The sequence below is a fragment of the Streptomyces sp. NPDC058678 genome, from assembly GCF_042714835.1.
Lineage (GTDB): Bacteria > Actinomycetota > Actinomycetes > Streptomycetales > Streptomycetaceae > Streptomyces.
In genome coordinates, this window is the sequence record NZ_JBHXSG010000006.1 from 97,563 (window position 1) to 118,122 (window position 20,560).

The 20,560-nt window shown below is 70.1% G+C and carries 16 protein-coding genes; 9 read left to right on the forward strand and 7 right to left on the reverse strand.

Annotated features, from left to right (window positions below; genetic code table 11):
- Positions 1 to 74 precede the first annotated feature (74 nt).
- The 3 genes from gltX to ACFWWR_RS08615 form a co-directional block, all read right to left on the reverse strand.
- Entirely contained in the window at positions 75 to 1,559 is a 1,485-nt protein-coding gene (gene gltX / locus ACFWWR_RS08605) for a glutamate--tRNA ligase (protein ID WP_383861085.1), read from the reverse strand.
- Positions 1,552 to 2,328: a fumarylacetoacetate hydrolase family protein gene (locus ACFWWR_RS08610; protein WP_383861082.1), complete on the reverse strand. Its 777-nt coding sequence runs from the start codon at positions 2,326 to 2,328 to the stop codon at positions 1,552 to 1,554. The genes gltX and ACFWWR_RS08610 overlap by 8 nt, the downstream gene beginning before the upstream one ends.
- Positions 2,329 to 2,459: 131 nt before the next feature.
- Positions 2,460 to 2,651, reverse strand: a complete 192-nt coding sequence (locus ACFWWR_RS08615) for a hypothetical protein (protein ID WP_383861079.1) — start codon at positions 2,649 to 2,651, stop codon at positions 2,460 to 2,462.
- 613 nt (positions 2,652 to 3,264) lie between these two features.
- On the opposite strand from ACFWWR_RS08615, the gene ACFWWR_RS08620 reads away from it, so the two are divergent.
- The 8 genes from ACFWWR_RS08620 (at position 3,265) to ACFWWR_RS08655 (ending at position 13,831) form a co-directional block, all read left to right on the forward strand.
- A complete protein-coding gene (locus ACFWWR_RS08620) occupies positions 3,265 to 7,020 on the forward strand; it encodes a nitrate- and nitrite sensing domain-containing protein (RefSeq protein WP_383861076.1) in 3,756 nt (1,251 codons plus the stop codon).
- Between the two features lie 9 nt (positions 7,021 to 7,029).
- Positions 7,030 to 7,443 carry a roadblock/LC7 domain-containing protein gene (locus ACFWWR_RS08625; RefSeq protein ID WP_030611534.1) on the forward strand — a complete coding sequence of 138 codons (414 nt, stop codon included), beginning with the start codon at positions 7,030 to 7,032 and terminating at the stop codon, positions 7,441 to 7,443.
- A gap of 112 nt (positions 7,444 to 7,555) precedes the next feature.
- Positions 7,556 to 7,951: a DUF742 domain-containing protein gene (locus tag ACFWWR_RS08630; RefSeq protein WP_030045307.1), complete on the forward strand. Its 396-nt coding sequence runs from the start codon at positions 7,556 to 7,558 to the stop codon at positions 7,949 to 7,951.
- Positions 7,932 to 8,507, forward strand: coding sequence for an ATP/GTP-binding protein (locus ACFWWR_RS08635; protein WP_046258886.1), 576 nt, complete (start codon positions 7,932 to 7,934; stop codon positions 8,505 to 8,507). The genes ACFWWR_RS08630 and ACFWWR_RS08635 overlap by 20 nt, the downstream gene beginning before the upstream one ends.
- A gap of 378 nt (positions 8,508 to 8,885) precedes the next feature.
- On the forward strand, positions 8,886 to 12,155 hold the full coding sequence (locus ACFWWR_RS08640) for a nitrate- and nitrite sensing domain-containing protein (RefSeq protein WP_384302587.1): 3,270 nt from the start codon (positions 8,886 to 8,888) through the stop codon (positions 12,153 to 12,155).
- Positions 12,156 to 12,165: 10 nt separating this feature from the next.
- The gene (locus ACFWWR_RS08645; protein ID WP_003993185.1) at positions 12,166 to 12,579 is read left to right on the forward strand and encodes a roadblock/LC7 domain-containing protein; all 414 of its coding nucleotides are present in this window, start codon (positions 12,166 to 12,168) and stop codon (positions 12,577 to 12,579) included.
- 96 nt (positions 12,580 to 12,675) lie between these two features.
- Complete coding sequence (locus ACFWWR_RS08650; RefSeq protein ID WP_383861068.1) at positions 12,676 to 13,269, forward strand: DUF742 domain-containing protein; 594 nt, start codon at positions 12,676 to 12,678, stop codon at positions 13,267 to 13,269.
- On the forward strand, positions 13,250 to 13,831 hold the full coding sequence (locus tag ACFWWR_RS08655) for an ATP/GTP-binding protein (protein WP_026248371.1): 582 nt from the start codon (positions 13,250 to 13,252) through the stop codon (positions 13,829 to 13,831). The genes ACFWWR_RS08650 and ACFWWR_RS08655 overlap by 20 nt, the downstream gene beginning before the upstream one ends.
- A 693-nt stretch (positions 13,832 to 14,524) precedes the next feature.
- On the opposite strand, the gene ACFWWR_RS08660 is transcribed toward ACFWWR_RS08655, so the two are convergent.
- From ACFWWR_RS08660 to ACFWWR_RS08670, 3 genes are all read right to left on the reverse strand, one after another.
- On the reverse strand, positions 14,525 to 14,713 hold the full coding sequence (locus ACFWWR_RS08660; RefSeq protein ID WP_384302589.1) for an acyl-CoA carboxylase subunit epsilon: 189 nt from the start codon (positions 14,711 to 14,713) through the stop codon (positions 14,525 to 14,527).
- Between the two features lie 57 nt (positions 14,714 to 14,770).
- A complete protein-coding gene (locus tag ACFWWR_RS08665) occupies positions 14,771 to 16,378 on the reverse strand; it encodes an acyl-CoA carboxylase subunit beta (protein WP_383861062.1) in 1,608 nt (535 codons plus the stop codon).
- Positions 16,379 to 16,529: 151 nt separating this feature from the next.
- Complete coding sequence (locus tag ACFWWR_RS08670; RefSeq protein WP_384302591.1) at positions 16,530 to 18,878, reverse strand: polysaccharide lyase 8 family protein; 2,349 nt, start codon at positions 18,876 to 18,878, stop codon at positions 16,530 to 16,532.
- Positions 18,879 to 19,020: 142 nt separating this feature from the next.
- Here ACFWWR_RS08670 and ACFWWR_RS08675 point away from each other — a divergent pair, with 142 nt between their 5' ends.
- Positions 19,021 to 19,629: a YceI family protein gene (locus ACFWWR_RS08675; protein WP_383861056.1), complete on the forward strand. Its 609-nt coding sequence runs from the start codon at positions 19,021 to 19,023 to the stop codon at positions 19,627 to 19,629.
- A gap of 112 nt (positions 19,630 to 19,741) precedes the next feature.
- Here ACFWWR_RS08675 and ACFWWR_RS08680 read toward each other — a convergent pair whose 3' ends face one another.
- Positions 19,742 to 20,308: a YdeI family protein gene (locus ACFWWR_RS08680; protein ID WP_383861053.1), complete on the reverse strand. Its 567-nt coding sequence runs from the start codon at positions 20,306 to 20,308 to the stop codon at positions 19,742 to 19,744.
- Between the last annotated feature and the right edge of the window lie 252 nt (positions 20,309 to 20,560).

Consider the following 20,560-nt stretch of genomic DNA (forward strand, 5'->3'; position numbering starts at 1 on the left):
AGGCGCCACGTCCGGCGGAATGGCGGAGGGGCGGCACCGGTGATCCGGGTGCCGCCCCTTCACGCGCGCGTGCGCTACGCCGTCAGCTTCGCCAGGGCCGCGTCGATGCGGGCCAGCGTCTTCTCCTTGCCGAGGATCTCCAGGGACTCGAAGAGGGGGAGGCCGACGGTGCGGCCGGTGACGGCGACGCGGACCGGGGCCTGGGCCTTGCCGAGCTTGAGACCGTGGGCCTCGCCGGCGGCCAGGACGGCCTCCTTCAGGGACTCCGGGGACGTCCAGTCCGCCGACTCCAGCTTCTCGCGGGCCGTGCGGAGCAGGGCGTCCGAGCCCTCCTTCATCGCCTTCGTCCAGCTCGGCTCGTCGAAGACCGGCTCGGCGAGGAAGAGGAAGTCGACGTTGTCGGTGATCTCGGAGAGGACCTTGAGGCGGGTCTGGGCGTGCGGGGCGATCGCCTGCCACTGGGTCTCGTCGAAGGCCTCCGGCGCCCAGGGGGCGAAGGGGGGCTGAAGCCACGGGCGGCAGCGCTCCGTGAAGTCCTTCACGTCGAGCAGCCGGATGTGGTCGGCGTTGATCGCCTCGCACTTCTTCAGGTCGAAACGGGCCGGGTTGGGGTTCACGTCCGCGATGTCGAACGCCGCGACCATCTCGTCGATCGCGAAGATGTCCTGGTCGGCGGAGAGCGACCAGCCCAGCAGGGAGAGGTAGTTGAGCAGGCCCTCGGGCAGGAAGCCACGCTCGCGGTAGAGGTTGAGGGAGGACTGCGGGTCGCGCTTGGAGAGCTTCTTGTTGCCCTCGCCCATCACGTACGGCAGGTGTCCGAAGGACGGGATCTGCTGGGCGACGCCCAGCTCGATCAGGGCCTTGTACAGGGCGATCTGGCGGGGCGTCGAGGACAGCAGGTCCTCGCCGCGCAGGACGTGCGTGATCTCCATCAGCGCGTCGTCGACCGGGTTCACCAGCGTGTACAGCGGGGCGCCGTTCGCTCGTACGATCCCGTAGTCTGGCACGTTCTCCGGGAGGTACGTGATCTCGCCGCGGACCAGGTCCGTGAAGGTGATCGTCTCGTCGGGCATGCGGAAGCGGACGATCGGGGTGCGGCCCCGGGCCTTGTACTCCTCGACCTGCTCCGCGCTCAGGTCGCGGCAGTGGCCGTCGTAGCCGGACGGCTTGCCGGCGGCGCGGGCGGCCTCGCGGCGGGTGTCCAGCTCCTCCTGGGAGCAGTAGCAGTGGTAGGCGTGGCCGGCTTCCAGGAGCTTGTGCGCGACGTCCTTGTAGAGGTCCATGCGCTGCGACTGGCGGTACGGCGCGTGCGGGCCGCCGACCTCGGGGCCCTCGTCCCAGTCGAAGCCCAGCCAGCGCATCGAGTCGAGGAGCTGGCCGTAGGACTCCTCGGAGTCGCGGGCCGCGTCGGTGTCCTCGATGCGGAAGACCAGAGTGCCCTCGTGGTGCCGGGCGAACGCCCAGTTGAACAGGGCGGTGCGAACCAGGCCCACGTGGGGGTTACCGGTGGGCGACGGGCAGAACCGTACTCGGACGGCGGGGACGGGTGCGCTAGCCACGCTTGACAACCTTGTTGGTGAGAGTGCCGATGCCTTCGATGGTGACGGCGACCTCGTCGCCGACGGTGAGCGGTCCGACGCCTGCCGGGGTGCCCGTGAGGATCACGTCGCCCGGGAGCAGCGTCATGGCCTCGGTGATGTTGACGATCAGGTCCTCGATGGAGTGGATCATCTCGCTGGTGCGGCCGAGCTGGCGCTGCCCGCCGTTGACCGTGAGCTGGATGGTCAGGTCGGACGGGTCGAGGTCCGTCTCCACCCAGGGGCCCAGCGGGCAGGAGCTGTCGAAGCCCTTGGCCCTGGCCCACTGCTTCTCGCGCTTCTGGACGTCGCGGGCGGTGATGTCGTTGGCGCAGGTGTAGCCGAGGATGACGTCCTTGACGCGCTCGCGCGGGACCTCGCGGCACATCCGGCCGATGACCACGGCCAGTTCGGCCTCGTGGTGGAGGTCCTCGGTGAAGCCGGGGTACTGGATCTCGTCGCCGGAGCCGATCACCGAGGTGGAGGGCTTGAAGAAGGCGAACGGGGCGTCGGGGACCTCGTTGCCCAGCTCGCGCGCGTGCTCGGCGTAGTTGCGGCCGAAGGCCACGACCTTGTTGGGGAGCACCGGCGGCAGCAGCCTCACCTTGCTCAGCGGGACCTTCGTACCGGAGAGTTCGAAGTCCGCGAACGGGATGCCCTTGATGATGTCCAGGACGAGTTCGTCCGGCCTGTCACCCTCGACCGCGCCGAAGGCGACGTTCCCGTCGATGGAGAATCTGGCGATGCGCACGAGATCCTTGCGCCCCTCACTGAGCTGGCTGGAGTCTGACGCTCCAGGCTAACGCGGCCGGGCAGGCCCGAGGGGCGGGCGCCTCGCGCATTCGCGTGGGCGCCCTTGACATCACCGGCGGCGTTGATGATCTACTCCTGGACGGAGCCGGCCGTGGCGGGGATCTCCATCAGGATGGTGCGGCGGGGGTTGGCGGTCTGGGCCGGGAGGTCGATGGCGTGCTCCGGCTGTTCCGGGGTCTGCAGTTCGTCGGCGTCCTCGAGGTGTGCCAGCGTCGTGCGCCGCGGGTTGGCGGTGTGGCGGAACATCATCGTCGTCTTCACGGTTGTACGAGACCTGTCCTGTACGGGCGCCGGGAGTACGTGCGGGCCGAAGGGTCCCTGGACCGGCGCGGGTTGTCGGATTTGCCATCCCTGTAAAGCGTCAGGCTAAACATGCGATTCCCCGGACGAGGTGCACAGCCCCCAAGATCGGTGTGTGAGTTTGCTCACTTACCTAGGGGCAAAACGGGCAAACCCGACTCGCAACCCACCCCAACGAAACGGACATTGCCCCCCTGAAGCCATCATTCCGCTCCTGATCATGGCGACTGGGACACCGCTTACCCCCGGGCGATTCGCTCGCACATGTCCGGTATGTGGCAGATCAGGTTCTACGTCCGGTGACCCGGCACTCACGTGGTGTCACGTAGGTCACGGCATGACCACGGGCCTTGTTGGAGATCCGGCACTGTGCTGGAATTCCACGGACCGCCGCAGGTATCGAGCCGGCGCACAGGGGGCGCAGAGAAGCGCCGAGTGGCGGCGAGATAGGGGGAACCAGCGCGCCGGTCACTCACGACCACCAGGGGAGCGTATTTCAGGGCGCCCCCCTACGACGCCGACACCGTCCTTCCGTTCGCGCGGAGGGGCGCCTGGTCCAGAGGTTGCGACGCTAGTGCAGGGACGTTTCAAGAGGGATGGCAGTGCTTCGGCGGAGCCGGAGCCGCACGGCGGGACTGGCCCGACGGCCGGCAGCTCCTCGCCCCAGCACGCCCAGAACCCGGGTCCGGCCCCGTCCGGTGACGGCGGTGAGCGCTCCGGGCGCCCCGGCGCGTCCGCGTCGAGCGGCCCCGCCACTCCGACCACGCCGGACGTGAAGCCGCCGAAGGGCCCGAGCGGCCCCGGTCCGCGAATAGCCCTGCGCAACTGGCGTATCTCCACGCGTCTGGTGTCGCTGCTGGCGCTCCCCGTGGTCGCGGCCACCTCACTCGGTGCGCTGCGCATCAACAGCTCCATGGACGACATCCAGCAGCTCGACAACATGAAGCTGCTGACGGAGATGACCAAGCAGGCCACCGAGCTGGCCGCCGCGCTCCAGGAGGAGCGCGACCAGTCCGCCGGTCCGCTGGCGCACGGCTCCTCCGCGACCGATTACACGGTCAAGGGCTACCGGGACAAGACCGACCGGGCCATGACCGCCTTCCAGGACGCCGCCGAGGAGATCGACGCCTCCAGCAAGGACGGCAACCTCCAGGGCGTCCGCGAGAGCCTCGTCGGCCTCATCCGCGACCTGGGCGGCCTCGAGAAGATCCGCAGCGCCGCCTACGAGACCAAGAACAACGCCTCCCAGACCGTCGAGGGCTACCACCGCCTCGTCACCCACCTGCTCGACCTCTCGCAGGACATGGCGGAGGCCACCAGCAACCCCGAGATGATCCAGCGCACGCGCGCCCTGTCGGCGTTCTCGTCGGCCAAGGAGTACGCGTCCATCCAGCGCGCGATCCTCGCGGCGGCGCTGCCCACCGGCAACACCACGTTCGGCAAGCTCACCGAGAACGACCGGCTGTACGCCGAGGGCGCCCTGGAGAGCGAGGACTCCGAGCTCTCGAGCTTCCGGAGCATCTACGGCACCGACAACGCCCCCGAGCTCCTCAAGCCCATCGAAGAGGGCAACCCGACCATCCAGGCCACCGACACCTACGCCAGCCGCGCCCTGCGGACCTCGGGTGGTCTCGCCGACCTGGACAAGCGGTCGTACAAGGACTGGGTGGACGACAGCTCGACCAAGATCGAGCAGATGGGCAACATCGAGCACACGCTGCTCGAGGACATGGAGCAGAAGGCCCGCGAGCTGCGCAACGAGGCGGAGCGCGAGGCGTACATCTCCGGTGCGCTGATCCTGCTCGTGCTCGGTGTGTCCCTGGTCGGCGCCTTCGTCATCGCCCGCTCCATGATCCGCTCGCTGCGCCGGCTCCAGGAGACCGCCAACAAGGTCGCCCAGGACCGGCTGCCCGAGCTCGTCAAGCAGCTGTCGGAATCCGACCCGCAGGACGTCGACACCTCCGTCGAGTCCGTCGGTGTGCACTCCCGGGACGAGATCGGCCAGGTGGCCGCGGCCTTCGACGACGTGCACCGCGAGGCGGTCCGCCTCGCCGCCGAGCAGGCCCTGCTGCGGGGCAACGTCAACGCGATGTTCACCAACCTCTCGCGCCGCTCCCAGGGTCTGATCCAGCGCCAGCTGTCGCTGATCTCCGAACTGGAGTCCCGCGAGGCCGACCCCGACCAGCTGTCCTCTCTGTTCAAGCTCGACCACCTCGCGACCCGCATGCGCCGTAACGGTGAGAACCTCCTCGTTCTCGCCGGTGAAGAGCCCGGCCGCCGCTGGACCCGCCCGGTCCCGCTGGTCGACGTGCTCCGCGCCGCCGCGTCCGAGGTGGAGCAGTACGAGCGCATCGAGCTGTCCTCGGTGCCGACCACCGAAGTGGCCGGCCGGGTCGTCAACGACCTCGTGCACCTGCTCGCCGAGCTGCTGGAGAACGCGACCTCGTTCTCCTCCCCGCAGACCAAGGTCAAGGTCACCGGTCACGCGCTGCCCGACGGCCGGGTGCTGATCGAGATCCACGACACCGGCATCGGCCTCTCCCCGGAGGACCTGGCCGCGATCAACGAGCGGCTCGCCTCGCCGCCCACCGTGGACGTCTCGGTCTCCCGCCGCATGGGTCTGTTCGTGGTCGGCCGGCTGTCTCAGCGTCACGGCATCCGCATCCAGCTCCGCCCGTCCGACTCCGGTGGTACGACCGCGCTGGTCATGCTGCCCGTGGACGTCGCCCAGGGTGGCAAGAAGCCCCAGCCCAAGCCCGGCCAGGCCGGCGGAGCCGGCAGCGGCGGGCAGGCCGCCGGTGTGGCGGCCGCTCGTCGCGGCGGCGGCCAGCAGGGCGGCGGTGTCCTCGGCGGCGCTCCCGCCGGTGCGGGCGCCGGTGCTCTCGGCGCCGGTGCGCCCACAGGAGGCCGGCTCAACGCCGGTCAGGGGCCGCGCGCCGCGCTGCCCGGGCGTGACGGTGGCGGTCGTCCCGGTGGTGCGCCGCGCGGACCGCAGGGTCCGGGTATGCCGCCGCAAGGCCGCCCCGCTCCGGCCGGTGCCGGTTTCGGCGGCCAGGCGCCGGGCGCCCCGCAGGGCCTGCAGGCCGCGGGCACCAACGCCTCGCAGGGCCAGGACGCCTTCGGGGGCAACCGTGGCCCCGCGATGCCGCAGTCGCCGCCCTCCCAGCAGCCGTCGAACTCGGGCAACGAGCCGCAGGGTCGGCGCCGTCGGCCGCAGCTGCCGGGCCGCGGCGGTCCGCGGGCCGAGCTGCCCGGCGGCAACAGCCCGCAGCCCCGCGTGCCCAGCTGGAGCGACGAGAACGCTCAGCCGCCGGTGCCGCGGGCCTCGCTCGACACCCCGCGCGGCCATGACGAGCAGGACCCTGCGCAGACCTCCCGGATGCCGCGGCTCGACGACCGGCAGGGCCCGGGCGCGACCACGGAGATGCCGGCGATCCCGCGCGGCGACGGCCGTCAGGGCACCGGCGCACCGGCCTCCGGAGGGAACAGCGGTCCCCAGAGCACGGGCCAGTTCCCCCGTCCCGGCACGAACGGCGTCCAGAACTCGGGTCACTTCGTCCGCCCGGACGTCTTCGGCGCCCCGGTCGAACCGAACACCCCCCCGGCCTCGTCGAATCCGTCGGCAACGGGTCCGTTCGCGGTGCCCCAGGCCTACGACAGCGGCTCCACGGGCCAGTTCCCCGCGCCGGGCTACGACGCCGGTGCCACGGGCCAGTTCCCCGCGCCGGGTTACGACAACGGCTCCACCGGCCAGTTCGACCGCCCGCAGCCGAACGGCACGCAGGGCGGCGCCGACTTCGGTGCCCCCCGTCCGCCGGTCCCGCAGCGTCCGCAGCAGCGGCCCGCCCAGCGCGAGCCCGAGGCGTTGCCGCCCGCGGGTCCCGGTGACGGCCGTACGCCGCTCTACGACACGCTCGAGACCAACTGGTTCCACGGGCAGCAGCAGAACGGGCAGCAGGGCAACGGCTCCGCTCCCACCCCGGCGGCCCCGCAGCAGCAGCCGCAGGCTCCCGCCGCTCCTCAACGTCCCGTGGCCAGCTCCTGGCGCAGCTCTCCGAACGACGACCTCGTCCGGCAGGCAGAGCGCGTACGGCAGCCGGCCGCGGGCGGCGTCACCACCTCCGGCCTGCCGCGCCGGGTGCCCCGGGCGAACCTCGTTCCGGGCACGGCACAGCAGCAACAGCACCAAGCCGGTCCGCAGGTCTCGCGTGCGCCTGACGACGTACGCGGCCGGCTGACCAATCTCCGTCGGGGCATTGCACAAGGTCGACAGGCCGGTACCGGCCAGACCGGAAGCTTCCCGAGCCCCACTCACCAGCAGGAGCGTTAGTTGAGTCCGATGAGCCAGGCGGCACAGAACCTGAACTGGTTGATCACCAACTTCGTGGACAACACCCCAGGGGTGTCCCACACCGTCGTCGTGTCCGCCGACGGCCTCCTTCTGGCAATGTCCGAAGGCTTCCCGCGCGACCGCGCCGACCAGTTGGCCGCAGTCGCCTCCGGTCTGACGTCCCTGACGGCCGGGGCCTCCCGGATCTTCGAGGGCGGCAGCGTGGCACAGACGGTCGTCGAGATGGAACGGGGATTTCTCTTCCTCATGTCCGTCTCGGACGGCTCGTCCCTGGCCGTTCTCGCTCACCCCGACTGCGACATCGGCCTCGTCGGCTACGAGATGGCGCTCCTGGTCGACCGCGCGGGCGCGGTACTCACGCCCGACCTGCGCGCCGAACTCCAAGGCAGTCTGCTCCACTGACCGCCACAGGATCCACCCGCCTCACCAAATCACCGTCCGGCCGCCACAATCCCCCCACCGGCCCCTGTCAGACGGCTTGACTGACCGACTTGCTGTCCCGCCCGGAGGACTCATGACCCCGCCCACCGCCTCTCATGATCCGTACGCGGAGCCGTACGAGGATGAGGGCGACCAGCCGCTGGTACGTCCGTACGCGATGACCGGCGGCCGGACCCGGCCGCGCTACCAGCTCGCCATCGAGGCCCTGATCAGCACCACGGCCGACCCGGCGGCGCTCATGGGACTGCTCCCGGAGCACCAGCGGATCTGCCACCTGTGCCGCGAGGTGAAGTCGGTCGCCGAGGTCTCGGCGCTCCTGGCCATGCCGCTCGGCGTGGCCCGCATCCTCGTCGCGGACCTCGCGGAGGCCGGACTCGTCGCCATTCACCAGCCGGGTGGCGACGACAGCACCGGTGCTCCGGACGTGACACTGCTCGAAAGGGTGCTCAGTGGACTTCGCAAGCTCTGACGGAGGCCGGGCGACCACCTCCGCGAAGATCGTGGTGGCGGGCGGCTTCGGCGTGGGCAAGACCACGTTCGTCGGCGCCGTCTCCGAGATCAACCCGCTGCGCACCGAGGCCGTGATGACGTCCGCGAGTGCGGGCATCGACGACCTCACCCACACCGGAGGCAAGACCACCACCACGGTGGCCATGGACTTCGGCCGCATCACGCTGGACCAGGACCTGATCCTGTACCTCTTCGGTACGCCGGGCCAGGACCGCTTCTGGTTCATGTGGGACGACCTGGTGCGCGGCGCGATCGGCGCCATCGTCCTGGTGGACACCCGCCGCCTCGCCGACTGCTTCCCCGCGGTCGACTACTTCGAGAACAGCGGTCTGCCGTTCGTCGTCGCGCTGAACGGCTTCGAGGGGCACCAGCCGTATGCTCCCGAGGAGGTGCGCGAGGCGCTCCAGATCGGTCCGGACACCCCGATCATCACGACGGACGCCCGCCATCGGTCCGATGCGAAGAGTGCGCTGATCACGCTGGTGGAGCACGCTCTGATGGCACGGTTGCGATAGCACGCAAATCGGTAGTGCCGTACGCAAGTTGTCGTAGAAGCTCCGGAGCCGGCTGTGTCCTTTGACACGGTCGGCCCCGGTGTTCATAACGTTTCGGCAGAGGAATCGGGTGGTACGGCCACTCGTCGCGGTCAGTCGGTGTCGCTGCGCGCACGAACGCCCCGTCTTTTGGCGGGGCTCGCTCTTTATGACCGTTTTATCTGGGGCTTACATCACTCCGGATCCCTGGCCTCCACTGTTTGGAACTGCACAGGACCACGTGCTGGAATGCCTGAACTGCCCAATAGTCAAAGACGTACTCCCCAGTCGATGGCACAACGGGCTCTGAGACACAGCGGCACAACGTTAGGTGCCGACCGCCGGAAGGTTGTTGGTCGAGTGAGGCGAAGCAAGAACGGTCCCGAGCCGTCGGCCCGGGGCAACTTCACCCCGCCGCCGCGCGGAGCGGCGTCCGCCCATGTGTCAGGTTCGGAGCCGACGGCCACGCCCGCTTCCAGCGGCGGCCGTTTCTCCCCGCGCAACTGGCGGGTGCCGACCCGGCTGAACGCGATCCTGCTCATACCCGTGGTGGTCGGCCTCGTCATGGGCGGCTTCCAGGTGAAGAGCTCGATCGACACCTGGCAGGAGGCCGAGGACGCGGAGAACACCGCGCGTCTGGTGCGGGCCGCACTGGCCTACGGCAACGAACTGCTCGTCGAGCGCGACGTGACCGCCGCCCCCCTGCTCCAGGGCAAGGGCGAGAAGGACAAGACGGTCGTACAGGCCCGCGCGAACACCGACAAGGCGGCCGACGCCTTCGACGAGGCCGTCCAGAACATGCCGGACCGGCCCAACCTGGTGCGGCGCCTGGAGCGCTTCCGCGAGGTGGAGCCGAATCTGGCGAAGCTCCGCAAGGCCGCCTACACCGACCAGCTCTCCGGCGTGCAGACGGAAGAGGGCTATGTCGACACCGAGCACCGGCTGCTGGAGTTCGCCAACGAGCTCGGCCTGGGCACCGGCAACATCACCAGCTACGGCCGTACGGTCTACGCCATCTCGCTGACCAAGGGCGCGCTCTCCCTGGACCGCTCCATCGGCATGCACATGCTGATCAAGCCCGGTCCCGAGACCGCGGACCTGGCCAAGCAGCGGGTCGCCCTCACCTCGTACGCGTACCTGGAGGGCATCGCCATCCAGGAGTACACGAGCGGTGGCACCGAAGGGGACATCACCAAGCTCTCGCAGGCCGAGACGCAGATCAAGGCCGACGGCGCGAAGATGGCCGCGGAGGCCAAGGCCAAGGACCCGGACTACGTTCCGCCGCCCTCCAACCCCACCACGATGGTCACGAAGCTCGCCTCGCTGTCCTCCACGGACACGAGCGAGCGTGCCGCCCTGGCCCAGGAGGGCATCACCGCGGAGAACTGGTGGGCGGTCACCACGCTCAAGTTCAACGCGTACAACGCCATCGAGAAGGACCTGGCCGACACCGCGGTGAGCGAGGCCAACGACATCGCCGACAGCGCCAAGCGTGACGCGCTCATCACCGGTGCCGCCGTCGTGGTCGCCCTGCTCGCCGCGTTCATCCTGGCCGGCATGGTGGCCCGCCAGATGAGCCGTGCGATGCGCCAGCTGCGCAACGCCGCCTTCGGTATCGCCGAGCAGCGTCTGCCGATGCTCGTCGACCAGCTCTCGCGCACCGACCCCGGCCGCGTCGACACCCGTGTGCAGCCGATCCCGATCACCACCAGGGACGAGATCGGCGAGGTCGCCCGGGCCTTCGACCAGGTCCACCGCGAGGCCGTCCGGCTCGCCGCCGAGCAGGCCCTGCTGCGGGGCAACATCAACGCGATCTTCACCAACCTGTCGCGCCGCAACCAGTCGCTGATCGAGGGCCAGCTGACCCTGATCACCGACCTGGAGAACAACGAGGCCGACCCGGACCAGCTGGAGAACCTCTTCAAGCTGGACCACCTGGCCACCCGTATGCGCCGCAACGGCGAGAACCTCCTGGTCCTCGCCGGCGAGGAGCCCGGCCGTCGCTGGGACCAGCCGGTCCCGCTGGTCGACGTGCTGCGCGCCGCCTCCTCCGAGGTGGAGCAGTACGAGCGCATCGAGCTGTCCGGCGTGCCGGAGGCCGAGATCCACGGCCGCGCGGTCACCGACCTCGTGCACCTGCTGGCCGAGTTGCTGGAGAACGCCACCACGTTCTCCTCGCCGCAGACCAAGGTCCGCGTCACCGCGACCCGGCTGCCCGACGGCCGCATCATGATCGAGATCCACGACAAGGGCATCGGCCTCACCGCCGAGGACTTCGCGGACATCAACCACAAGCTGGCCAACCCGCCGACCGTGGACGCCGCGATCTCCCAGCGCATGGGCCTGTTCGTGGTCGGCCGGCTGTCCGACCGGCACGGCATCCGCGTCCAGCTGCGTCCCTCCGGCGAGCAGGCGGGCACGACCTCGCTGGTCATGCTGCCCGACGCGATCACGCACGGCGGCAGCGGCGGCGAGCAGCAGCGCGACGAGTTCACGGTCTCGCAGATCATCCCGGAGCAGCAGAACTTCCAGGGCGAGAACTTCAACAACGGCCTGCCGATGCGCACGGCCGCGGAGCTGGGCTTCGACGACAGCCGCTACACCGAGGTCCCGGACGACATCAGGGAGCTGGACCCGGTGGGCCGCTCGCTGATGCGTGAGGAGCGCCGCGCGGCCCTGGAGTCCCAGGGCCCCCACGGCCAGCCGTCCGACCAGCAGTCCCCCGACTCCGCCGGGTACGCCGAGGCCTTCGACGGCCCGGGCGGCTACCAGGAGCAGCAGCAGCCCTCGTACGACCCTCAGACGGCGTACGAGGAGCAGCGGCAGCCGTCGTACGAGGAGCGGCAGCAGACGGCCTACGAGGACCCGCAGCGGGCCGCGTACGAGGAGCCGCAGCGACCGTCGTACGACGAGGGGTACTACGCGCCGAACGGCGGCCTGCCGCAGAACGACGCCTTCTCCTCCAACGGTGGTTACCCGGAGCCGGCCTATCCGGAGCCGGTCCGCGAGGAGCCCGCGCCGGCCCGTGCGGCCGCCCCGGAGACGTTCTCGGGCTTCGAAGAGCAGTCCTACCAGGACGACTGGCCGCAGCAGGACGGCTACCGCAACGGGTACCAGGACCAGTACGCTCCGCAAGCGGAGTCCGTGCAGGCCGCTGACGTGAGTGAGCGGGACCGCGTAGGCTTCGAACAACCGGGACCGACCTCCTCCGCCAGCCACGACCTGACCGACGCCGGTCTCCCGCGCCGCGGATCCACCCCGAGCGCCGCGAACGGCTCGGGCGGCGCGCGGCACGTGAACCAGGAGCCGTCGGCCCCCGCCGAGAGCAACGGCGACCCCGACTGGCGTTCGGCGAACGACGCGCGCTGGCAGCAGGCCTCGCAGCTCCGCAAGCCCAAGGCGGGCGGGGTCACCTCCTCCGGTCTGCCGCGGCGGGTGCCCAAGGCCAACCTGGTCGAGGGAGCCGCCGAGACCACCCATCAGGGAGGCCCACAGGTCTCCCGCGCTCCCGAGGACGTCCGGGGCAGGCTGAGCAACCTGCGTCGCGGTGTCCAGCGGGGCCGCAGCGCAGGAAGCGAAACGAACGGTCAGGGCTTCGGTTCTGACAGCACCTACAACCAGGAGCGTTAGTGTGAGCCCGATGAGCCAGGCGGCGCAGAACCTGAACTGGTTGATCACCAACTTCGTGGACAACACCCCCGGGGTGTCCCACACGGTGGTGGTCTCCGCCGACGGACTCCTTCTGGCGATGTCCGAAGGCTTTCCCCGTGACCGTGCCGACCAGCTCGCGGCCGTCGCCTCCGGTCTGACGTCTTTGACGGCAGGCGCCTCCCGTATCTTCGAGGGCGGCGCGGTGAACCAGACGGTTGTGGAGATGGAGCGGGGATTCCTCTTCATCATGTCCGTTTCCGACGGTTCGTCGCTCGCGGTTCTCGCACATCCGGAGGCGGACATCGGCCTCATCGGGTACGAGATGGCGCTCCTTGTGGACCGCGCCGGTACGGTCCTGACACCCGATCTGCGTGCGGAGCTCCAAGGGAGCCTGCTCAACTAGCAGACACACGGTGCGTTTTGGCGTCCCGAGGCCATAAGGTTTCGGGACGCGGCTCCACAGTGATGGGTGCCAGGCACAGTCGGAGGAGGAGAGAAAGTGGCAACACCCCCAGGCGGTTCACCTTCGGGTAACTGGTCGTACGGCCCTGGCCAGGGCCAAGGCGACGGTTCCCAGAACCCGAACCGTTACAACTTCCCCTCCGCACCGAGCCAGCGGCGTCAGCAGCCGTACGCGCCCCAGGGCCCCCAGGGTCCCGGGCCGTCGCCGTACGACCAGCCGCCAGCGCCGCGTATCCAGCCCGTGCAGCCGCATCGACGCACCCCTGAGCCCGCGCCCGCCGGGGCGGCGAACAACCCCCTGGTGCGCCCCTACGCCATGACGGGCGGCCGCACCAGGCCGCGGTACCAGCTCGCCATCGAGGCGCTGGTGCACACCACCGCGGCTCCGCACCAGATGCAGGGGCAGCTGCCCGAGCATCAGCGGATCTGCAACCTCTGCCGGGAGATCAAGTCGGTGGCCGAGATCTCGGCCCTCCTGACGATCCCTCTCGGCGTGGCCAGGATCCTCGTCGCCGACTTGGCGGAGGCGGGCCTGGTCGCCATCCATCAGCCCGGCGGCGACGAGAACGCCGGCGGCCAGCCAGACGTGACACTGCTCGAAAGGGTGCTCAGTGGACTTCGCAAGCTCTAGCGGAGGGCCTTCCCGCTCCACCACGTCCGCGAAGATCGTGGTGGCTGGCGGCTTCGGCGTGGGCAAGACCACGTTCGTCGGCGCCGTCTCGGAGATCAACCCGCTGCGCACCGAGGCCGTGATGACGTCTGCTTCGGCGGGCATCGACGACCTCACCCACACCGGCGACAAGACCACCACCACGGTGGCCATGGACTTCGGCCGCATCACGCTGGACCAGGACCTGATCCTGTACCTCTTCGGTACACCCGGCCAGGACCGCTTCTGGTTCATGTGGGACGACCTGGTGCGCGGCGCGATCGGCGCCATCGTCCTGGTGGACACCCGCCGCCTCGCCGACTGCTTCCCCGCGGTCGACTACTTCGAGAACAGCGGTCTCCCCTTCGTGATCGCCCTCAACGGCTTCGACGGCAACCAGCCGTACAACCCGGACGAGGTCCGCGAGGCCCTCCAGATCGGCCCCGACACCCCGATCATCACGACGGACGCCCGCCACCGCGCGGACGCGAAGTCGGCGCTGATCACGCTCGTGGAGCACGCTCTGATGGCACGCCTGCGGTAGCGAGAGACTCCGGACGGCCCCTGCACCTCCCTCGGGAGGCACGGGGGCCGTTCGCGTGCCCCGGGGCTCACCAGAAGCCCTACGGGGTCGCGGCCGGCCGCCCTGAGCAGGATCTGCCGGATGGATCCCATCCCGTACTTCTCCTGGTCGCTGGAGAGTTCGGCGACCTCCAGGAGGAGGGGGCGGATGTCGACGTGTGCGGCGCGGGCTTCTTCGCACAGCCGGTTCAACTCGACCATCTCGTCCCGAGTGTCGCGGCCGTGGTCCCTGGCGGACAGATAGACGAGGTGGCGGCGGAAGCCCTCGGTCGTCCGCGCTTCCGGGAGGCCGGTGGCCCAGTGGAAGTGGTGGCAGCGCTCCAGCAGGGCGCGCACGGCGACGCGGGTCGGCTCGTCGCCGCCTTCGTAGAGGCCGAGCAGCCGGCTCAGGGCCGCCTCCGCCTCCTCGCGGACGTTCGCCTCGTCCAGCGGCCTGGGCCCTTCCCGCAGGCGGGTCTCCCAGTCGGGGTCGTTGAAGTCGATCGGCCGCTCCCCCAAGGGCTTCACCATCGCGGCGATCAGTTCGACCTCGTCCGCCAACTCGCGTGGCACGCCCACCGCTTCCCCCGCTTCCGTCGCAGGGGCTCCAACCTATGCGCGAAGGCCCCGGCCGCCCAAGGGGGCGGTCGGGGCCTTCGGGGGTTGTGCGCGGGGCTCAGTGCCAGCTGTGCGGGGCGCGGAAGCCGGGCTCGCGCTCCAGGCGGCGCCAGCCTGCCTTCGGGCGGGCTCGGTGGGTCGGGGCGGCAGGGGCGGCCGCCGCGCGGGCCAGGAGGATGGCCGTGATGGCGGCGACTTCCTCGGGCTCGGCGTGGCCCTTCTCGACACGAATGTCAGGCGTGGTCATGGGTGTCAGTCTCCGTGAGAGAGGTTTCCGCGGGGGTACCGCAGAGGTTCCGCAGGGTTACTGCGGGGGGTTGCCGTGCTTGCGGGACGGCAGGTCGGCGTGCTTGGTGTGCAGCATCGCCAGCGACTTGATCAGGACCTCGCGGGTCTCCGCGGGGTCGATGACGTCGTCGACCAGGCCGCGCTCCGCCGCGTAGTACGGGTGCATGAGTTCGGACTTGTACTCCTTGACCATGCGGGCCCGCATGGCCTCGGGGTCCTCGGCCTCGGCGATCTGGCGGCGGAAGATCACGTTGGCCGCGCCTTCCGCGCCCATGACGGCGATCTCGTTGGTGGGCCAGGCGTAGGTGAGGTCCGCACCGATGGACTGGCTGTCCATGACGATGTACGCACCTCCGTAGGCCTTGCGCAGGATCAGGGAGATCCTCGGCACGGTTGCGTTGCAGTAGGCGTAGAGCAGCTTCGCTCCGTGCCGGATGATCCCGCCGTGCTCCTGGTCGACGCCCGGGAGGAACCCGGGGACGTCCAGGAAAGTGATGATCGGGATGTTAAAAGCGTCGCACATCTGGACAAAGCGTGCAGCTTTTTCCGACGCCTCGATGTCCAGGACCCCGGCCAGGGACTGCGGCTGGTTGGCGACGATGCCCACCACCTGACCGTCGAGACGGGCCAGGGCGCAGATGATGTTGCGGGCCCAGCGCTCGTGGACCTCCAGGTAGTCGCCGTCGTCGACGATCTCCTCGATGACCTTGGTCATGTCGTACGGCCGGTTGCCGTCGGCCGGGACCAGGTCGAGCAGGACGTCGCTGCGCCGGTCCGTCGCGTCGCCCGGCTCCACCCGGGGCGGGTTCTCCCGGTTGTTCTGCGGGAGCATCGACAGCAGGTAGCGCACCTCGGCGAGGCACGTCTCCTCGTCGTCGTAGGCGAAGTGGCAGACGCCGGAGGTCTCGGCGTGCACGTCGGCGCCACCGAGGCCGTTCTGGGTGATCTCCTCGCCGGTGACCGCCTTGACGACGTCCGGGCCGGTGATGAACATCTGCGAGGTCTCGCGGACCATGAACACGAAGTCGGTGAGGGCGGGGCTGTAGGCCGCGCCACCCGCGCACGGGCCGAGCATCACCGAGATCTGCGGGATGACCCCGGAGGCCTTGGTGTTGCGCTGGAAGATGCCGCCGTAGCCCGCGAGGGCCGAGACGCCTTCCTGGATACGGGCACCGGCACCGTCGTTCAGGGAGACCAGGGGCGCACCGGCCGCGATGGCCATGTCCATGATCTTGTGGATCTTCGTGGCGTGGGCCTCGCCCAGCGCGCCGCCGAAGATGCGGAAGTCGTGGGCGTAGACGAAGACCGTACGGCCCTCGACGGTGCCCCAGCCGGTGATGACCCCGTCCGTGTAGGGCTTCTTCGCCTCCAGGCCGAAGCCGGTCGCCCGGTGTCGCCGCAGCTGTTCGACCTCGCGGAAGGAATCCGGGTCCAGGAGCAGCTCGATGCGCTCCCGTGCGGTCAGCTTGCCCTTGGCGTGCTGCGCCGCGGTCGCCTTCTCGCCGGGGCCGGCCAGCGCCTGCGCACGGATCTCGTGCAGCTCGGCGACCCGCCCGCGCGCGTCCGTCGGCTCACCCGTCGACTCGTCGGTCGACTCACCCGGCGCCTCATCCAAAACGGTCATGTAGCGACCTTACGAAGTCCACCAAGGAAAGCTCGCCGTCGACTCCGTACAGTCTCCGGACCGTTTCCTTGGTACCCCTGAACAGAACCCGGGCGGCATGCAGCCCTTCTGACTGCTCAGAGGGCATCGCCCTTGTAGGGGTCGCACAAACTCATCCGGTGAGAGTCACCTCACATTCATGGGTGGCACATGCCCTCCCCGGAGTGACACGGAGGCGCAATCGGCGGCCTGCGGAGACCACCTCGACCGATTCGTCCGCGCGGATGACGCCGCTCACCGGGTGCTCCCAGGTGATCTCCAGGGGCTCGCCGGTGCGGGGTGGCTCGCTCACGCAGAGGGTAGCGGTGCGGCCGTGTCGGCGGACCAACACGCTCGCGCCGGCGGACACGGTCAGTCCGCCCGCGGTGCCGGCCTGCCAGAAGGTGGCGGCCGTCAGGCCCAGGGAGGGGATCCTGACGGCCTGACGGACGGTGTCGTTGGCGAGGACCGACAGCCAGTGGCGGTCGGCGGCGCGGGCGGCGACCGTACGCCGGGCGGCTCCGGGCATGAGGACGTAGACGTACGAGGCGTCCACCGGGTCGGTGCCGTGGTCCAGCCAGAGGGTCTGCCAGCGGCGGGTGCGGCGCTCGGTCGTGCCGCCGGTGTTGATGTCCGACCAGGCGCCGGTGCGGTCCTCGCGCAGGGTGCGCAGGTCTCCTGCCGGGAGGAGCCACCCGCCGTGGTCCTCCAGGTGGGCCCAGCCGTGGCCGCGCACGAAGGCCGGGGTGCCGTCCTCGCCCAGGTTGCGGTTGTCGACGACCGTCTCGACGGGGACGCCGTCGGTGCAGGTGATGCCGGCGCCGAGGCACACGACCGCGTCGGCGACGCAGAACCACGACTTGCGGGCCTCCAGGGTCGAGCCCAGCCCCTTCAGATGCTGGCCGATCGCCGCGTACTCGCCGTCGGTCGTGCCGCCGACCCACCGCACGTCCGGCTTGGGTTCGCCCCATCGACCGCCCGCGCGGTCGGGGAGGCGCCTGGTGGAGACGGTGGTGCCGGGGAGGCGGTACCAGTCGACGGTCGGCCAGTACCAGTCGGTGTACTGGTCTCCGCGGCCTCTCGGCCACCAGGCGACCATCCCCGCACCCGTGTGCCAGCCGCGCGGGTTCTCGCCGTTGCCGCACTCGTAGTGCGCGATGCGGTCGCTCGCCATGGCGAGGCTCGCGGTGAAGGCGGGGCGGCGGTGGACGGCGCGGTCCATGGCCGGGAAGAGGTGGTGGCCGGTCGGCTCGGGGGCGGGGGCGACCGGGGAGGCGGCGACGGCGTGCAGACGGGCCAGGTCGGCCACGCCGAACTGGGGCGCCGTCAGGATCGGGGCCACGGTGTCCCGTTCGATCCAGCCCTTGATACGGCCGTACCAGCGCTGCCGTTCCGCGGCGCTCGCCCCTTCGGCGAGCAGGGCGATGGCGGCGATGATCTGCTGCCCGTGGAAATGGTCGCCGCGCAGGACGTGGCGGTCGTCGCTCCTGAGGTGACCCCGGCTGATGGCACGGCCGTTGACGCTGTCCATCACCAGTCCGTCGTGGATCAGGGGCGCGTACGCGTGGTCGACGCTGTCGAGGATGATCTGCCGGTTCGGGTCGGTGACCTCCCACGCGGAGCCGGCGAGCAGCGCGAAGAGGCGGCCGAGGCCGTCGAGCATGACCTGGCCGTACGTCCCCGAGTAGGCGACCCAGGTGTGCTGCACGAACGAGCCGTCCGCGTAGAGCCCGTCCCCCTCGGTCACGTACGGGAAGACCGGCGAGAGGGCGTCCCGGGCGAGGGCGATCCGGTCGGGGGCCCGGCCCAGGATGCCGCGCAGGGCGACGGAGCGGCACAGGTCGACGCGGTTGGCGCCGGTGGAGGTGCCGGAGTAGTCGGTCAGCATCATGTCGGGGATGAAGTGGTCGACGGCGGCGCAGGCGGCTTGGCGTCGGGCGTCGGTGAGGTGGTCGTGCAGGGCGGCCGTGAGGTCCATGAGCAGGCGCGGGCTGCCGATCTGCCATTCCCACCAGTTGCCGTAGCGGGTGGTGGTGGGGTTGTAGACGGTGGCGGAGAGGTGGTCGAGGCCGCGGAGTACGTCCGTGAGGAGGGCGGGGTCGCCGGTGGAGCCGGTGCCCTGCCGGACGTACGCCTGGGCCATGGTCCACAGGCGGCCGTAGCTCTGGGTGATCCCGGAGGGCGGGTCGTAGGGGCGGTCGGGCCAGAGCGAGGTGGGGGTGGGGGTCATGGTGGCTCGGAAGCCGCGGGCGAGGTCGCCGGTTTCGGCGAGACGGGAGGCGTACGGCTCGGTGGCGGGGTCGTAGCCGGTGCCGAGGGTGAGGTCGAGCCAGCGTCGGCGCAGGGTGTCGTAGGGGTCGACGGCCGCGTCCACGGGGAGCCCCGGGGTGGCGGCGGTGGTCGTCGCCATCAGGGCTGCCGTGAGCAGGAGGGCCCGGCGGGTGGGGGCGGGTAAGGCGGAGGGCCGGCGCTGGGGATCCATGACCGTTTCGTCTACCACCTCCGTGCCATCGGGCCAACACTCCGCCGAAGAGGTTGAAGCGTCACCGGAATAGGTCTACGGTCGTCCTTGTTGACCTGGTTGAACGTTCAACATCATCTCGTCGATCCGCTAGGAGCACGTCATGGGCATCTTCGGCCGCAAGGACACCGCCGACACGACCGCCGCGGCGCCCGCCGCCGTGAACCCCGACCTCGCCGCGCTGACCGGTGACTACACCATCGACCCGTCCCACACCACGCTCGGCTTCGTCGCCCGGCACGCCATGGTCACCAACGTCAAGGGCAAGTTCCTCGACTTCAGCGGCTCGCTGCACCTCGACGGCAGCGACCCGTCCGCGTCCACGGCGGCCATCGACGTCAAGATGGACAGCATCGACACGGGTTCCGCGGACCGCGACGGTCACCTCAAGGGCTCGGACTTCTTCAAGACGGACGAGTTCCCGACGATGACCTTCCGCTCGACCTCGGCTCAGGCCCTGGGCGGCGACGACTACCGCATCACCGGCGACCTCAGCGTCCTCGGCGTCACCAAGCCGATCACCATCGACCTCGAGTTCAACGGCGCCGCGAAGGACCCCTTCGGCAACGAGCGCGTCGGCTTCGAGGGCAAGGCGGAGATCCTCCGTTCCGAGTGGGGCCTGACCTGGAACGCGGCGCTGGAGACGGGCGGCGTCCTGGTCTCCGACAAGATCAAGCTGAACTTCGACATCTCGGCGATCAAGAACGCCTGATCCTGCCGGCGGCCGACCCGGTGAGAAGCCCCCGGTGCGTCGTCGAGGCACGCGAGTACTGAGCGCGCCCGCCCTCCGGTCCCCAGGACCGGGAGGGCGGGCGCTCGGCGTGTCATCCCCGCGCCAGTTTGTCGACGGCCGCCGCCAGTTGGGCCTCGCGACTTTCCGGCGTACGGGCGCGCAGGACGGGGAGCATGGCGAGGTACCGGTCCGTCTTGCCGAGGCGCTCGAAGGCGGCCTTGGCACGGGGGTTCCGTTCCAGGGCCGCGGTGAGGCCGTCGGGGACGGTGGCCTCGCGCTGCGACTCGTACGCGGCGGCCCATCTGCCGTCGGCCTTCGCGGACTCCACCTCGGTGAGTCCGGCGGGGCGCATACGGCCGTCCGCCGTCAGCTCCTCCACGCGCCGCACGTTGACCATCGACCAGAGGCTGCCGGGGCGGCGCGGAGTGATCCGTTGCAGGTAGTGCGTGGCGTCGAGACTCCTGCGCCGGCCCGTGATCCAGCCGTGGCACAGGGCCACGTCGTTGACGTCGGCGGCGGTCACGGAGGGCAGGCCCGAGGACTTCTTGGCGACCTCGACCCAGAGGCCCGGGTGGGGGGCCGGGTGGGCGGTGAGCCAGGTGTCGAGGGCGGTCGCGGTGTCGAAGGCTCGGGGGTGCGGGTCTTCGGGGGCGGTCATGGAGACACCGTAGGCGGGAAGTAGGTCAGGAGCTGTCCCCGTTGGAGCCCTCTTGTCGCGGCGGGCACACGCGAGCCGGTGAGCGCTGCGCGCATCGCTGTGCGCATGGCCGAATCACACCCCTTGTGCGGGCCCTCACGGCGTTCTCATAATCCAGCAACAGATTTGACCTGCCCATGCCAGCAAAGAGGCAATTCTTTGTTGCCGACCATGACATGTTCGCGTCAATTCTGCGTTTCGTCGCACGTCCCC

What these genes read in the sequence shown, in the direction of transcription:
- ACFWWR_RS08625 (WP_030611534.1), top strand. Translation starts at nt 7,030, where the DNA reads ATGAGCCAGGCGGCACAGAACCTGAACTGGTTGATCACCAACTTCGTG.
- ACFWWR_RS08630 (WP_030045307.1), top strand. Translation starts at nt 7,556, where the DNA reads ATGACCCCGCCCACCGCCTCTCATGATCCGTACGCGGAGCCGTACGAG.
- ACFWWR_RS08645 (WP_003993185.1), top strand. Translation starts at nt 12,166, where the DNA reads ATGAGCCAGGCGGCGCAGAACCTGAACTGGTTGATCACCAACTTCGTG.
- ACFWWR_RS08660 (WP_384302589.1), bottom strand. Translation starts at nt 14,713, where the DNA reads ATGACCACGCCTGACATTCGTGTCGAGAAGGGCCACGCCGAGCCCGAG.
- ACFWWR_RS08665 (WP_383861062.1), bottom strand. Translation starts at nt 16,378, where the DNA reads ATGACCGTTTTGGATGAGGCGCCGGGTGAGTCGACCGACGAGTCGACG.
- ACFWWR_RS08670 (WP_384302591.1), bottom strand. Translation starts at nt 18,878, where the DNA reads ATGGATCCCCAGCGCCGGCCCTCCGCCTTACCCGCCCCCACCCGCCGG.
- ACFWWR_RS08675 (WP_383861056.1), top strand. Translation starts at nt 19,021, where the DNA reads ATGGGCATCTTCGGCCGCAAGGACACCGCCGACACGACCGCCGCGGCG.
- ACFWWR_RS08680 (WP_383861053.1), bottom strand. Translation starts at nt 20,308, where the DNA reads ATGACCGCCCCCGAAGACCCGCACCCCCGAGCCTTCGACACCGCGACC.